Below are 15,060 nucleotides of genomic sequence, written 5' to 3'. Positions count from 1 at the left end.
TAAAAGCCTGTGAACTTTAGTTCTGGGCGGTTTATGTCTAGAACGAAATGGCCCTGTATTTAATTGTGCCATTTATTTTAATAACTCTAATTTCCACTGCCATGCTTTCTCTAAATCAGCCATTTTTAAATCTGAACCTTCATAAACCAAGCCCTTAAAGCGCGTGTAGTTGTACGCCACCCCATCGTCAAGGTCTAGTTTGATTCGCGCATCAGCTTGGGTTTGCAGTTTGGCTTGGTAATCTCGCAGTTCTAGCTGTTGGGCTTGCAGGTCTTTAAGCCTATTTGTAGCGGCTTTTTTGGCGGCGCTGGAACTGGCATTTTCTAGCTGTTGCTGTGCGCGTACAATTTCACCGTCTAATTTGACTTGCAATTCTAAAACGTAATCGGTGCGGATACGGGCGAGGGTGTCTTCGTTGTAGCGGTGTAGGTAGACTAATGCGCCAAAGGCTCGTTTTTTGCCATTAGGATTTGTAATTGCTTCTAAAACCTTAACTGGTTGCAAATCAGCCCCATAAAATTTATTAAGATCAATAAAAGTTCCTTTATATTCCGGTAAAGCTTTATTCAATAGAGTAAAAGTGCATATTGGTACATAAGCCGAATCAAAAAAAGCATGATATTCCGGTCTAATCAGGCTAGTTATTGTATTTTCACTCAATATACGTCTACGCAGTTTCTCATAAGAACTTAAAAACATCCAAGTAAATGGTGTCATTAAGCTAATAAATCCGTTTTCCAAACTCATATTTAAAAAACGTTCAATAAATATAGAGAAGGCATCTGACTTAGAATCAGGATAATTTTTATTTGCAAAAGTTCTTAATATATCATTTAAACTTTTACTTCCCATATAAGGGGGATTTGCAACCACTACAAAATACTTATTTCTCAACAATTCCGCCTGTAACAACAACCCCTGCAAAGCAGGAACACATTCTCGAAATAGCGAATCACTAGCTTCTAAATTATTCAATTGCCATTTCAACTTCTCACTATCAAAAGATGGCGGCGTAATTAAACTTCCTAAATTATCTGCATCCTTAAAAGCTTCAATCAACGGTTGCCAATCTTCAGCAATTAATTCTGTAGCAGGTGGTAAAGTCTGATTATGGGTAGGACGCACCGCCGTAATATTCAAAGCCAGAGGTTTCCGCAAAATACGCGAATTATGCGATCGCGCTTTCATCAACACGGCAAAACTTGCTAACTGTGCTGCACGTTCATCAATATCTAAACCATACAAATTGTGCGTCAAAATCAGAGCCGGAATATCCCGTTCTAAATAACCTTGCTCTTTGTAAATTTCAAACAGCAAATCAAAGGCATAAACTAATATGTGACCACTACCACAAGCAGGGTCTATCACGGTCAACTCTTGAGGCGTTAAAGACCTCTCCCCCAGCCCCTCCCCGACGCGGGGAGGGGAGCAAGAATTTTCTTCTCTTGTCCCCTCTCCTGGCAGGAGAGGGTTAGGGAGAGGTTCTGGATTTTCCAGATAATAAGGCATATATTCCCGCAAACGTGATTCCGGGTGAGACTCTAACCACAACCGCCCTAAACTGTTCTCCACCATATACTGAACAATCCAGTGGGGGGTAAACAATTGCGTCGCTGCGGGAATATCTGCGGCTGCAACCTTCGACTTTGCCCCAATAACCTCATCCTTGCGTTCCGAAATATAAAACTGATATAGCCAACCCACAACCTCAATATCCTGCCAGTCTTCCTCTGGAATCTCCTTCACCAGTCGCCGCACTATCGAATCTTGATTTAGCAGATTTCCAGGTAAAAACAGTGCTTGGTAGTTCTGGCGAGGGTCAAACAGTGCTGGAATCCCTTCTGCCAAAGCTTTACACTGAGCTAACAGCAGACGCCGATAGAGAAACTCATCCGGGTTAGGATCGCGATTAGCAAAACCACGCCATTCATTGAGAATATCCAAATCCAGCCCAGGTAAATCCCCCATTTCCGCAATAGAACTAGCATCCCGCAACAAATCGGGGTCTACCAAATTGGGGTCACTACTACTCAACACCCGCCCAATATATCCATTCACCTCCATAAATCGCAACGCCGCTAAACGGTTAAACCAGGTGTAGGCAATTTCATCTATCAGTGTAGCTACCGCCTGGGCTTGGCTGGAAATTAGCGTTAAATCTTGTAAGCGATTCCGCAATTGTTCATACTGGTTTGTTTCTGTTGCGTTCAACGTTTGACCTGCCACCAAGAGTCCACCTGTAACAGCTTGGGGTTGTGTGATGCTTTTGTTAGTAATGCCATACTGGGCGGCACGGGCTGTAACTTGTTGCCGTAAGTAGCGACGCGCCCAAATTGCGAAGTTTTTAATAGCTGTGCGGTTCATATAGTGATTGAAAATTGGTACTTTTTCACATCAACCACCCCGCGATCAATTTCGGAGAGATTAACCCAAGTCAGTTTTAACGGACTAACACCTTGATAACCACCGCGTTTTAACTGAGTTTTATTCTATTCGCCAGGATTTATGTTGATTTCCTACTATTTTGGCTACTATAAAGTAAGAAAAATGAGGAGAGCCGCCCCGCCAGATTTATTCGAGACGTATGCGATAATTTTGGTGAATCTTATCTAGTAAGGTTTTTCGTAAAGCTTCTAGATAAACATCAACATCCTGGGGTGTTTCTAGTAGTGATTTAGGCGCAATTTTCGCAACCAGCACCGATACTATGGGTTTGACACAGGTTGCTTGGCCGTAACTGCCGTTTTTTGATTGACGCTGGATGATTTCGTTGGCTTGCTGATCTACTTTTTGCAGCAATTGTGGGAGGATGTTTTCTAGTTCACTTTCACGTGCGATCGCGGAATCAATGCTTGCTACCTGATCAACTGAGGTGACAACTTTATCAATATCTTGGGTGAGATTTATGAGGTCTAGCTGGGCAGAAATATCTTGGTGAGTAGAAGTCACATACTCAGCTAATTTCTCCCGCATTGCTTTGCCTTTAGTCTGCACTTGGTAGACTTGACTTGTTAGCGCCTGCTGCACCTTATCCTTAACAGGTTTGAGCAATATTGCTAATTCTGGAATCTTGGTAGTCGGGTCAGATATTGCCAAAATTTGCTTGACTAAATCTACCCGCTTAAGCAAATCTGGATCATTGATGTGACGCAGTTCTGGTTCTAGAGTTTTTAAGTCATCACGCGCTTGCTGGAACAGCTTTACTTGCACGTTGAAGAAAGATTGCAGCTTCTGCACATCCTCGATATACTCTTCTATTTCATCTCGACGCAAGCGGAAACATCCGAAAAATTCAGCTGCACCGTTGTTTGCTAGCAAGTCATGCAGGAGTGTTAAGTTAGTTTGCAGCAATTTTTCAAAAGGTAGCCCGCCCTCAGCTTGGGTCAACCAGCCCTCTAATTCTTTGCAACGTTCTTTTAAAACTTTTTTGTAATCATCAAAAAGCAACTGTGGATCGCTAGACACTTTGCTATTGAACAAATGACTGGCTATATCCTTAGCAATCTTCAAGCTAGCTGGGTCAATTATATCTGCAAGCCGGATGGTATATTGCTCCATTCCCTTGCGCGATCGCAACTGAGCCACCAGACCCTTTTCACGCAGATTAACATTACCTTGAGCGTGTCGCAGTTCCACTACACATTTATTAGCAAGTTCCGCCATTACTCCCAAAGTATCGAATTCTGACCAACCATAGGGACGCCTCGCAAATTTATCTCCTAATGCTCGAATACTGACTTGGCGGTGAAGACGAGTTTCTTCCATTAACCAAGCTCGCATTTCACTATGAGCAGCAGCGTTAGCAGCTTGTCCGGTGATATCCTGCTCTTGAGTGTCACGAGTTAAGGCATTGCTCACTTGGTCTTCGTTTTCAAAACCGCTACTGACGTAACTGAGTTTTTGATACACATTATCTACTAAATATTTAAGACCTTCAGTTAGCAAGCTCCTAGCGTCTCGGTTGCGAATATCTAACTTACTACCACAGGCAAATACATCAGCACTAGCAATCAGTTCCTCCAGGATTTCTTTCAATTCCTGACGACGCTTGCTATTTTCGTCTCCTCGTGAGATTAAAATTCTTTGGATGCTAGGGGCGTTGTTGCCGCTACTTTTCAGATTTAAATATTTATCTGTTTTAACTAGGATGTTGAGGTCATCCAATAGGCGCTGGTTATCAGGCAGTCGCACTAAGACCTCATAACCTCCCCCTGTAGTGCCAATGTAGAAAGCATCATCCTGCATAGCAACATAGGGGGTAACAATATGCAGAGTTAGGTCGTTAGTTTGATGTCCAAAAGTTTGGTCGTCCAGCTTACGGTTAAATGGATACCGATGACGCTGGGTGTATTTCAGTTCCTTATCAGTGTAAATTGAATCCCAGACAAGCTGTTGTAATTCTTTGAGAACTTTTTCTGAATCAACTTGAGTGTTTTTAATTTCCCTGCCAATATCTTGCTCCTCATGGGTCAGGAAAATATATTCATCACCATTGCGCTGGATTAGAGTTTGACGTTCTAAGCGCCCTAACGCTTTCTCTACCTCCTGGCGCAACGTTAGCTTATCTTGGTCAATATTATTTAAGCTGAGAGTAGTCAAATTATCTAAATTTGCCCGGATTTCCTTAAGATACTTGACCATGAACAGGGTTTTTAGCAGTTCAATATCAAAAGACTGGAGTTGGGGGTTCTGCTGGGCTTGAATAATCACCTGACTAATGATGCCGTCCAAAAAGCCTTCAACTGCCATGTAAAAGGTGTGAAACGGAACTAAAACACCAAGGGGTTCTCTTGCTACTGCAAGGGATGCGACTTGAAACGCATCCAATAGCGATCGCTCTCCTGATGCTAAGTGTTTTCCCGCAGAACCCATGAGGCGAATTTGAGTAAAAACCTTTTGTAACAGGTTAAACTGGTAAGGGACAAACGGGTAAGCAGCAATAAAATCTTGAGAATTGCTATATCCCGGCATATCGGCGCTGTCAGTAAAAGCAATTTGGTTTTTCAGAATAGCAATTTTCTGGCTATACAAAGCCTCCAGTCCAGCCCGTGCAGCATCAGTTTTGCCCAGCAAGCGTAACTTAATTACCTCATCGGTATTAGCAGAAGACAAATTCAGTGGGCGGTAAAAACGACCAATAATTTTAGAAAAATCTTCGCCTTTAATCTTGTTTTTGGTAATCTCATCCATTGCCTCTTGGGATGTTACCACCACCCAAGCTTTTCCCAAACAGTAAGTACCCAAATCTTCGACAACAGTTTGTAGGTTCAGCATCAGTTTGCTGTCTTCACCGATATACTGTCCTACCTCATCCACCATAAAAATCAAACGATGTTGAGGTCCTTTATTATCGAGATACTGCTTTACCATCCGGGCAAACTGCTCTGGACTCAGGGTATAATTTTGTTCGCCGAAATCCAGTAAGCGGTTAGCCGCCTCTGCACTCATACCTGTGCTAGTTTGTAATGCACTAGCGATCGCATCCTGATAAAAACCCCAAGCATCTCGGTTTTCCTTCCATTCCAACTTAGTTTCTGCCAAGAAAGCTTGTTGAAAAGCTGCATATTTGCCCTGGCGGTCTAGTTGACGTTCAAACTCGGCAATGGGGAGAACCGTCCCAAAGTATCCCAAATGCTCATCAAAGACCTTTTGAAAGACTTTGGTAATACTTTCTTTATCGTTTTTATTATTGGCATCAGCTTTGGAGTCAATATTGAATAAAATCACATCACTTGAACTACGTGCCGCCTGTTCTATCAAGGCCCGCAACATCGGATCAGGTATGCGTTTTTCATCAAAATAATCCAAGGCACAGCTACTTTCCAGTTGTTGATTGGCCAACAGGTAGGACAGAATCTTTAAAAAGTGGGATTTCCCAGAGCCAAAGAATCCAGAAATCCATACACCCATTTTGTCAGTGGGATTGCTTATAGCGCTGGTATAGCGTTCAAAGAATGTCCGAAAGTGCTTATCTAGTTCATGGGTGACGACGTACTCTTCCAATTCTTGACGGATATTCTCGTTGTCCTGCTGCCCAACTTTAATTACGCCGTTGATGTTACGGTGAATGTCTTTTTGGAAGAGTTCGGCGACGTTCATAGGTGGTGTTCTTGATGGGGAATTAGAGGGAAAGCCCGATAGTAGTTATCGTCTTTAAAGGTGTTAAACAGGCGTAATTCATGCCCATCGTAAGAACCAGGAAAGAACATTACTAAGGGAATTTTGTCTAGTACTGGATGTAGATTGTTTAGAATACTGTGCGATCGTAAAAGAGGCCACGATTGACCAACGCCAGTAATGATTACAAGCTGTTCATCACCCTTAAGTTTTTGCTTGATGTAAGCAATAATCTGGTCAGACCGGACAAGGGGCGCAATGGTCTTAGCTAAAGCAGCGTTTCCTTTTATAGCTTCCAACTCAAGAGCTTTTTGAAGTACCCCTCTTTGTGACAAGATGTCGAGGATAGTTCTATAAAGGTCAATTTCCAGCAAAATAAGCTGGCTGGGTGGACTCATCAATTGCGACTTTAAGCGCTCAACGTACTGCCGTACCAGTGGTTCATATTCAGCATCATAGTCAAAAATATAAAAGCCAATTTCGTTACCGATGCCACGGTTACTCAGTAGTCCTGCATTTTGTAGTTTTGGAAGTAGTGCATCAAGACGCTGATTAATACTCAATGTGGGCATTAATTTCGCCTTTCACCACTATGTTTTTTCAGTTCTAGCCAATAATGAAGTAAATTTTTTAACAAAAATGTGAACATTACCACACAGATGGCTTTGCTGCCTTGAAGTGGTTATTTATATACATAGCAATACAGTTTCCTTGATGACTTTTATCAAGGTTACTCGAACGTTATACAAATGGCACTGTATATTTACTGATTAAATAGGCGGTTCTCAATCTGTATTTTTATAAATGTTTGCTGTATTTGAGTTTTGAGACAAACTTCAGTCTTTCTCAATTCTGGGTAAAGTATTATAGTGCCTAATAATTTTTGCAAGATAAAGGAAACAGTATTTTGCAAAAAAACCCTGACTGTCTAATCATTGAAGGCATTTTCCTTGGCGATCCACAGAAGACGGGCGCTGATAAGAGTAAATCTGGAGATGGAACAAGGATGCGATCGCACGCCCAAAAATTCTGTTGAATAACCAGACTTTGAGCATAAATACAAGTACTATTACTTATTAATAAAAGCTCTATTGACTTCATTAGAGAATTCAAATTACAAACGATGTAACGGAACGCAACCACCACAAAACCGAATCAAACGCAGCAAATGATTAGCTCTAGGATCAAAGCTGTTGTCAACCGTTTTAGGCACTTGTGAAACCTTCAGTTACTACGCCTAACTGTTGTTGAGAAAAGTCAATCTCTGTGGTGATTTGAGGGAATAGTTCTTCTAGGGAGAGTGGTTTAAGAGTATTCCAACTAAAACTCACCAAAGAAGAATATCAAAAATGGGTTGACCCAATTACCAGAGATTTTGAAGAGTCTGCTCGTTTCCTTGTGTCAAACAACTACTTGGTGAAAACTACAATCTTCTGAATCGTCAGCGACAACAACAACAACGCCTATCTCACGAACGTCACAAAGCTCAGAAACAGAATGCGCCAAATTCCTAACCTTTGTTTCAATTACCATCCCGACTAGGGGTGGGTTGAAGATATAGCAACGGACATATTGGTTAGGACATCATATTTTGATCTCAAGGGAACTCTTAATAGAGAAATGTCCTAACAATTGTGGCGACTGCTATAGGTTGTTAACTTGTCTTAATAAGACTTTAAAATGGTTATAAAGTAGGGCTGATCATGGGAGGGTTGAAAGGAGTGCTGCGATCGAACAAATATAAATAATCGAATAATGCACTTGGATTAATAACTTATTGTGTAGTCAATGGTAAGATAAAACCACATTAATTTGCGAAAACTCAGGATAATCGAATTGACTCCGAAAAATAGTCCCAGCGACATCAATTTGAGAAAAACGACATTAATTTGCGAAATGCGACATATAATGTGCGAATGTCCAAATGGAGAATAACGGATTTGAACCGATGGCCTCTGCGGTGCGATCGCAGCACTCTACCAACTGAGCTAATTCCCCTTAATTAGTGCTAAGTCAAGAGTAATATTACTCATTAACTCAATACATTATCACCATATAATATTCTAACATTCAGTTACCGATTGCTAAGGCTGTTTTTGGGAATAAACCTTCTGTACCCGTTCGAGTTCCAAATCACTGAGATAATCAACAGTCCAGTTACAGCAGCGCTGGAGCATGTGGAATGGGTATGTATTCGCTACCCCAACAACTTGCATTTGCGATCGCTTCGCCGCTTCGATACCTGCTGGGGTATCTTCAATTGCCAGACACTCGTATGGTTGAAGGTTAAATTCAGGATATTCTTTATTTAGGCGTTTTACTGCTAGTAGATAACCATCAGGTTCTGGTTTACTGGTGGTGATGTCATCACCCGCGACGATAATTTTAAAATATTCAGCCAGTTTAGCTCTATGGAGTACCAATTCTATTTCTTTGCGAATAGCGCCACTGACTAATCCTAGTTTCAGATTCCGCGAGCGCACTTGAAATATTAAGTCTTCTACACCTGGATATAAAGGCAGTTTCTCTATTTTCTCTAGTTCCACCGTATAGGCTTGTGCTTTCCGGTACAGCAACTGACTTAAATAGCTTTCGTTAGCAACTCTACCACGATTAGCGAGTAATTGCCCAAAACAAGCGCGATCGCTACGTCCTAAAGAAGCTTGACGCTCATCAACCCGTTGGGGTTGGAGATTTTCTTCAATGAGAATCTCATCTATCAGTTGCAGGTGGATTGGCTCATCGTTAATGATCACACCATTAAAATCAAAGAGAACTGCCTTTAAACTCATGCCATTATGCCAAACGCTGGAGATCCAAGTCCCTCCAAATCATTATTATCTACTGATGTGGGAGCATACCGACGGATATTTTCAGTTGCGATCGGTTTAACGCCGCTAGTTACCTGATTTATCCACCATACATCTTGCGATCGCACAGCTTCAAATCCGACTGCACCCATATTTGCTTCCACGCTACCAGTAGCATACTCACTTGATGCGAGCTTAGGCAACGACACCCTGATTAGTAGTTCTGGTAATCATATCTGATTGCCGTGGCGATCGGCTTGACGTTTGTAATTTATTCAGTTACATTTGTAGTATTCAAAATTACTTCTAAAAGTAGTTCTTCAGCTTTACGAAAATTGAGTCAGCCAAATGAAAGACAATATAACATTTAAATTGCTACAACTAACTAGGTAATGGTTTATAAACCATAGTGATAATTATCAATATCATATACCCAATCCAAAATCTAAAATCTAAAATCTAAAATCCAAAATAGGAAAGATTATGCCCTACGAAAAGTTAGAAATTACCACACCAATACCTGTCTTCTCTTGGGCAAATCACTCTTTAGGTCCACAAGAAACCAAGATGGCAAAGAATGTGGCATCCCTACCATTTGTATTTAAGCACATAGCCTTGATGCCAGATGTTCACTTAGGAAAAGGTGCCTTAGTTGGTTCTGTAATTGCGACCAAACAGGCAATTATACCGGCTGCTGTTGGTGTGGATATTGGTTGTGGGATGAGCGCTATCAAAACAGCATTTACCGCCGAACAATTAGAGGGTAAACTGAAGAAAATTCGCCTGGATATTGAAGCAGCAATTCCTACTGGATTCAACGAAAACAAAGACGTTGAAAAATCTGTTAGCAACTGGCAATGCTGGGATGATTTTAAAGACTTGCATCGCGGCGTACAAGACCTACAAAGTAAAGCGATGAAACAGATGGGTTCTCTCGGTGGAGGAAACCACTTTATTGAAGTATGCCTTGATACCGAGAATCAAGTTTGGCTGATGTTGCATTCTGGTTCGCGCAACATTGGCAATAAACTAGCCCAGTGTCATATTCACACAGCTAGAGAATTAGCAAAGATGGCAGGTAATAAATTGCCTGACCCTGATTTGGCTCACTTTGTCGCTGGTACGCCAGAATTCCAAGCATACTGGCACGATTTGCAATGGTCACAAAACTATGCGCGTGTCAACCGCGATGTGATGATGGCACGTTTTAAGCGTATTGTCGAGAAGCATTTAGCAGGTGGGAAGGCAACTAGACCTTTATTGCAGGTTAATTGTCATCACAATTATGCCGAAAAAGAAGTGCATTTTGACGAGGATGTATACGTTACTCGTAAGGGTGCAGTCCGCGCCCAGACTGAAGACTATGGGATTATTCCTGGTTCGATGGGTGCAAAGTCTTTCATCGTTAAGGGTAAAGGTAATGCCCAGAGTTTTTGTTCTTGTTCCCACGGTGCAGGGCGTTTGATGTCTAGAAATAAGGCAAAAAATGTCTACACACTTGATGATTTGATTGAGCAAACTCAAGGCGTAGAATGCCGTAAAGATGAGGGTGTGTTAGATGAAATTCCTGGTGCTTATAAACCGATAGAACAAGTTATGAAAAATCAAGCAGATTTGGTTGAAGTTGTAGCAACACTCAAACAAGTTCTTTGTGTGAAAGGATAAATTAATATAGAGTGGGCAATGCCCACTCTTTTTATTTTTTAAATATAGGAAAAATTCAGGGATTAAAGACGATAATCAAAAGTAGCTCAATGTGATGCTACTATTTTTTTGTAGTAGCTCACAAGTGATTAGGCAACATGAAATCTGAACAACTCTCAGCCATTCCTGTGGCAAGTGGAAATCTTGTGCCAATGAGCAGCAAACCTCCTATTTTATCCAGCACTAATTACTGGAATGGGATTGTGCTTGAACAGCACCATTTACCTGCCTTTGAATGTCCAGAGCTTTGCTTACAGCAGCACAGCATTAATATTTGGCTTGGTAATTCATGTCAAATAGACTGGCGACTAGCCGGTGGAAGGTTGCACAGTACGCAGATGAGGAGAGGTTTAGTTAATGTCACTCCAAAGGGGATTCCAACTCAAGCCCGTTGGCACCAGGAAATAAAATTTCTCTTAGTCTCTTTTGATTCCAGTCTATTTAAGAGAGTAGCAGATGAGGCGATCGTTCGGAGCTATCGCACTATTGAAATTATCCCACAGCGCGGAGTCTGCGATCGCCAAATTCTTCATCTGGGAATGGCACTCAAAGCAGAGCTTGAAGCCGGATGTCCATCTGGTAAATTATATGGTGAATCAGTTGCGATCGCTCTAGCAGCCCATCTCCTCAAAACTTATTCTGCAACACAGCAACTAATTGCAGAGTTTCAGGTTAATCTTTCTGAGCGCCAATTACGGCAGATAATTGATTATATTTATGACAACTTAGCACTAGAATTAACGCTGGTAGAACTGGCTAATCTAGTGAATATGAGTTCTTATTCATTCTGTCGTTGGTTTAAACGTTTAATGGGTATTTCTCTACATCAATACGTCATTCAATGTCGGATTGAACGAGCTAAGTTTTTACTCACTTATACTCAATTATCTCTTATCGAAATTGCATTTCAAGTAGGCTGTTCTAGCCAAAGCAACTTTACTACCCTTTTTCGTAAGCATGTAGGAATCACACCCAAAGCATATAGAGAAATTATATAAATTTTGGGATTTTGCAAGATTTAAACATTTTTAAAGCAAGTTTTCAGAAGACAGAAGTTTCACTCACAATTTATTCTCATAATTGACCAGTGAAATCGAGAATATCATGCAAAATAGCCAATACGAACAACAGTATAAGAAAAGAGTAATTGATTTCTTCGATAGCAGAACTAGCTATGACAACGATTATACAATTCATCGCGCTCTCCCTCTACTAGATTTAGTTCAACTGCAAAAGGGACAAAAAGTATTGGATATGGCAACTGGCACAGGTATCATTGCCATTGCTGTTTCACAAATTATCGGTTCCGAAGGAAAAGTAACTGGAGTAGATTTTTCTTCAGGGATGCTAGCTCAAGCACAACATAAAATTGAAGAACTAGACTTGCAAAATATCGAACTCATTGAAGCTGATGCTGAGTATATCGACTTCAATGATCAGAGTTTCGAGGTAATTCTTTGCTCTACAGCAATAGTGTATTTTAAAGATATTCCTGCTGCTCTACGTAAATGGTATCGTTTTCTCAAACCAGGGGGAGTTGTAGCTTTTTCTTGTTGCTCTGAAGAATCTTGTGGAGCGCCACTCATCATCGATATTTGTGACAAACATAATATTTTGCTAACAAATATCAATGAGGCAACAGGCACTCCTGAAAAGTGTCATCATCTGCTTGCAGAAGCTGGTTTTAAAGATATTCAAGTGAAGACCCAACAACTAGGTTTCTATCGCAATGTAGAGCAAGCTAAAGAATGGAATGGAGGATGGTTTCATCCCAAAGAAAATCCCTTGTTACAAGTTTCATCAGACCAAATGACAGAATTAAAGGCAGAGTATCGTCAAAAAATTGATGCAGAAGCGACAGAGCAAGGAGCTTGGTATGAAAATCTGACTTTTTTTGTAATTGGTAGAAAGGTTTTGAGCAAACTCTAATTTTCTATTGTATTTAGCCAATTCATTAAATCAGCCTCATTAGCGAAATCTAGTAATACTTCACCTAAGTTTTCTAACTGAGCTAGGGACAACTCTTGCAAACGAGATTGTAACTGAAAATTAATTGAACCAAGCCGACGAGTTAATAGACGTATCACTAGCCTTAGTTCTGATTGCCTTCCTTGTTCAATACCTTGTTCAATACCTTGTTCAATGCCTTGTTCAATACCTTGTTCTCTCCCTTCTTGAAGTCCTTCTTGGAGAATTTCTTGATAAATGGCAGATTCTCTCATATCTTCTCTCCTCAAAAACTGACGAATGAGTTCTGGCTCAAATACCAACCCTGCTAGTAGTTGGGTACATACCGAAATACTCTGCTTAGTGGCTGCTTCTTCAATCATACTCACCTGAACTGCTACCTGTTGAAGTAAGCGTTGAGGAGAATCTGTTCGCGCCAAAGTTGCCAGAGGTAATAAATCAGGAGATAACATTAACGGTTCTGGATCTTCTTCCCAGATTCGGATGACGCGGTAACGGTGGGTAGTATTGCGGGCATTAAATTCATTTACAAATACACCTTCTGAAGTTGTCGGTTTAAGGAAAATCACTACCTGCTCGATATCGCAATTGTATTGTCGATATAGCCGCACCCAATAGTCCAACATCCGCAGTGGCAAGGGTGGAGTGGATGCTGGTAAGGTTTGAAACTCTAAATGCAGTATTTGATTGGCAGTTTGCAAAAATGTTACTGAATCGGCACGAATTGGTTCTTGATTTAATTCTGTTTTGAGAATCTGGATATCTGTTGCCTCAGATGCGAGTAAGTAGCGGATAAAATCTTCTGGATACTGCTCAACCAGATATTTCAGGGTATTGTCGTATGTCACTTTGATATCAGTTGGGACATAAATAAATTTAAGTTTATACCAATTTTAAAAAAAATGTGACAGATACAAAAGAAGGAAATCCAGATTAAATCAGGCTTTCTTAATTTTGAATTGGTATTGGTTATTGTTTGTTGTTAGCGCTACTCTACGACAAACTGCTGTTCGCAGATAGCGCTAACATTTAAACTTGGTGTCTTTTCAAAATTACATTGTCAAAGATTGAGGATTCATCTCAATCAATTTCGCTAAATCTTGCAAAAACGCCGCAGCATGGGCACCGTAAATAATCCGGTGGTCAGAAGTAATATTGACTTGCATTTGTTGCCGTACACTAAATAAACCGTCGGGTGTTGCTACCACTTGCGGACGGGATGCCCCGATCGCTAAAATTGAACCTTGTCCAGGCGGTAAAATCGCATCAAATTTGTCTACGCCAAACATCCCCAAATTTGACAGGGTAAAAGTACCACTGTTGTATTCTTGGGGCTGTAATTGTTTTGCCCTCGCACGTTCTACCAAAGACTTCCAAGTACGCGATAGAGAATATATATCCACTGCGTCGGCATTTTGCAGCACAGGCGTAATCAATCCGCCATCATCCATCGCTACTGCTACGGAAATGTTGATATCAGAATGATAAACAATACCCTGCTCTGAGTAGCTGGCATTTAACAATGGGTGTTTTTGCAACGTTACCGCTACAGCTTTCGCCAGTAGCGCTGTCATTGTCACGCCTTTGGATTTAATTTGTTTATAAAGTTTGTCTAATCCATCGGTGGTAATTGTATAACCTACACGGAAGACGGGCACGGATATGGTAGCTACCATGTTCCGCACTACGGCATTTTGGAAGGTAGTTAGAGGCACGATTTGACCAGGAACAGCCGCTACTACGGTTGTGGGTGCTGGTGTCTTAGGTGCTGGGGGTGCAACTGGAGCGCTGGTTGGTACGGGTGCTGGTGGGGCAACTGGGGCAGTAGCGGGTTGTTTGCCCTGATTGGACAATGCTTCTACATCTTCGGCGACAATGCGACCGTGGGGGCCACTACCTTCAAGTGTAGTTAAATCAACTTTGAGTTCTTTGGCTAATTTACGGGCGCGGGGTGAAGCTACAAGCCTTCCTTCTTTGTGGTTAGACCCGTTTTGAGACGCTAAGGCAGGTGTTGCAGCTGAGGCTGTGGTAGCGGGGATTGGTTCGGGGGAAGAGGTAGTAGTAGCAGCCCCGCCGCCGGAATTGGCAAGAGATTTGGCCTGTTCAATTTCAGCTTCCGTTTCGGCAATAAAGGCGATCGCAGATCCGACTGGGGCAGTTTCACCAGCTTCAACTATGATATAGGCAAGAAATCCCTCATAAAAGGTTTCTACATCCATATCTGCCTTATCTGACTCTACAACCACCACTGTTTCGCCTTTTTCCACTTTGTCCCCTGGCGATTTCACCCAGGAGACGATTTTGCCTTCCGTCATGGTAGAACTCAGCGCCGGCATAAATACTTCGTGAATGCTCATAGGGTGGTTTGGGAATCAATGGTTTATGGACTTTAACAGCTTTTGTCAGATTGAATTGTATCTTGGTGGGAGAGTTTTAGACTGGAGATTTTTTATTTTGGTTG

At 41.5% G+C, this 15,060-nt stretch carries 10 protein-coding genes, 1 tRNA gene and 1 pseudogene; 4 read left to right on the top strand and 8 right to left on the bottom strand.

Annotated features, from left to right (window positions below):
• Positions 1-72: 72 nt before the first annotated feature.
• The 3 genes from pglX to V7K31_RS00980 form a co-directional block, all read right to left on the bottom strand.
• Positions 73-2,364, bottom strand: a complete 2,292-nt coding sequence (pglX, locus tag V7K31_RS00990) for a BREX-1 system adenine-specific DNA-methyltransferase PglX (protein WP_335092054.1) — start codon at positions 2,362-2,364, stop codon at positions 73-75.
• A gap of 207 nt (positions 2,365-2,571) precedes the next feature.
• Positions 2,572-6,099, bottom strand: a complete 3,528-nt coding sequence (gene brxC, locus V7K31_RS00985; protein WP_335092053.1) for a BREX system P-loop protein BrxC — start codon at positions 6,097-6,099, stop codon at positions 2,572-2,574.
• A complete protein-coding gene (locus V7K31_RS00980; RefSeq protein WP_335092052.1) occupies positions 6,096-6,689 on the bottom strand; it encodes a DUF1788 domain-containing protein in 594 nt (197 codons plus the stop codon). The genes brxC and V7K31_RS00980 overlap by 4 nt, the downstream gene beginning before the upstream one ends.
• Positions 6,690-7,024: 335 nt before the next feature.
• Between V7K31_RS00980 and V7K31_RS00975 the strand changes: the two genes are divergently transcribed.
• Positions 7,025-7,153: a hypothetical protein gene (locus tag V7K31_RS00975; protein ID WP_335092051.1), complete on the top strand. Its 129-nt coding sequence runs from the start codon at positions 7,025-7,027 to the stop codon at positions 7,151-7,153.
• 889 nt (positions 7,154-8,042) lie between these two features.
• Here V7K31_RS00975 and V7K31_RS00970 read toward each other — a convergent pair.
• The 3 genes and pseudogenes from V7K31_RS00970 to V7K31_RS00960 all read right to left on the bottom strand — a co-directional run.
• Positions 8,043-8,115, bottom strand: a tRNA-Ala gene (locus tag V7K31_RS00970).
• Positions 8,116-8,201: 86 nt separating this feature from the next.
• Positions 8,202-8,909, bottom strand: a complete 708-nt coding sequence (locus V7K31_RS00965; RefSeq protein ID WP_335092050.1) for an HAD family hydrolase — start codon at positions 8,907-8,909, stop codon at positions 8,202-8,204.
• Positions 8,906-9,109: pseudogene (locus tag V7K31_RS00960) on the bottom strand (methyltransferase type 11); the annotation flags it as partial. The pseudogene V7K31_RS00960 and the gene V7K31_RS00965, both read right to left, overlap by 4 nt.
• 301 nt (positions 9,110-9,410) lie before the next feature.
• Between V7K31_RS00960 and V7K31_RS00955 the strand changes: the two are divergent.
• The 3 genes from V7K31_RS00955 to V7K31_RS00945 all read left to right on the top strand — a co-directional run bounded on the left by V7K31_RS00955 (position 9,411) and on the right by V7K31_RS00945 (position 12,560).
• A complete protein-coding gene (locus V7K31_RS00955) occupies positions 9,411-10,592 on the top strand; it encodes an RtcB family protein (protein ID WP_335092049.1) in 1,182 nt (393 codons plus the stop codon).
• A gap of 137 nt (positions 10,593-10,729) precedes the next feature.
• Entirely contained in the window at positions 10,730-11,629 is a 900-nt protein-coding gene (locus tag V7K31_RS00950) for a helix-turn-helix transcriptional regulator (RefSeq protein ID WP_335092048.1), read from the top strand.
• Positions 11,630-11,735: 106 nt separating this feature from the next.
• The gene (locus V7K31_RS00945; protein WP_335092046.1) at positions 11,736-12,560 is read left to right on the top strand and encodes a class I SAM-dependent methyltransferase; all 825 of its coding nucleotides are present in this window, start codon (positions 11,736-11,738) and stop codon (positions 12,558-12,560) included.
• On the opposite strand, the gene V7K31_RS00940 is transcribed toward V7K31_RS00945, so the two are convergent.
• A complete protein-coding gene (locus V7K31_RS00940) occupies positions 12,557-13,447 on the bottom strand; it encodes an Rpn family recombination-promoting nuclease/putative transposase (protein ID WP_335092045.1) in 891 nt (296 codons plus the stop codon). The genes V7K31_RS00945 and V7K31_RS00940 overlap by 4 nt on opposite strands.
• A gap of 204 nt (positions 13,448-13,651) precedes the next feature.
• Positions 13,652-14,956 carry a dihydrolipoamide acetyltransferase family protein gene (locus V7K31_RS00935; RefSeq protein WP_335092043.1) on the bottom strand — a complete coding sequence of 435 codons (1,305 nt, stop codon included), beginning with the start codon at positions 14,954-14,956 and terminating at the stop codon, positions 13,652-13,654.
• Positions 14,957-15,060: the final 104 nt, after the last annotated feature.

Origin of the sequence: Nostoc sp., from assembly GCF_036917675.1 — a bacterium.
GTDB lineage: Bacteria > Cyanobacteriota > Cyanobacteriia > Cyanobacteriales > Nostocaceae > Nostoc.
The sequence above is the reverse complement of the archived record's forward strand: the minus strand, read 5'-3'. Positions and strand labels throughout refer to the sequence as shown.

Bases quoted from the DNA above. Each gene is read 5' to 3' on its own strand.
- pglX (WP_335092054.1), bottom strand. From the start codon at position 2,364: ATGAACCGCACAGCTATTAAAAACTTCGCAATTTGGGCGCGTCGCTAC.
- brxC (WP_335092053.1), bottom strand. From the start codon at position 6,099: ATGAACGTCGCCGAACTCTTCCAAAAAGACATTCACCGTAACATCAAC.
- V7K31_RS00980 (WP_335092052.1), bottom strand. From the start codon at position 6,689: ATGCCCACATTGAGTATTAATCAGCGTCTTGATGCACTACTTCCAAAA.
- V7K31_RS00965 (WP_335092050.1), bottom strand. From the start codon at position 8,909: ATGAGTTTAAAGGCAGTTCTCTTTGATTTTAATGGTGTGATCATTAAC.
- V7K31_RS00955 (WP_335092049.1), top strand. From the start codon at position 9,411: ATGCCCTACGAAAAGTTAGAAATTACCACACCAATACCTGTCTTCTCT.
- V7K31_RS00950 (WP_335092048.1), top strand. From the start codon at position 10,730: ATGAAATCTGAACAACTCTCAGCCATTCCTGTGGCAAGTGGAAATCTT.
- V7K31_RS00945 (WP_335092046.1), top strand. From the start codon at position 11,736: ATGCAAAATAGCCAATACGAACAACAGTATAAGAAAAGAGTAATTGAT.
- V7K31_RS00935 (WP_335092043.1), bottom strand. From the start codon at position 14,956: ATGAGCATTCACGAAGTATTTATGCCGGCGCTGAGTTCTACCATGACG.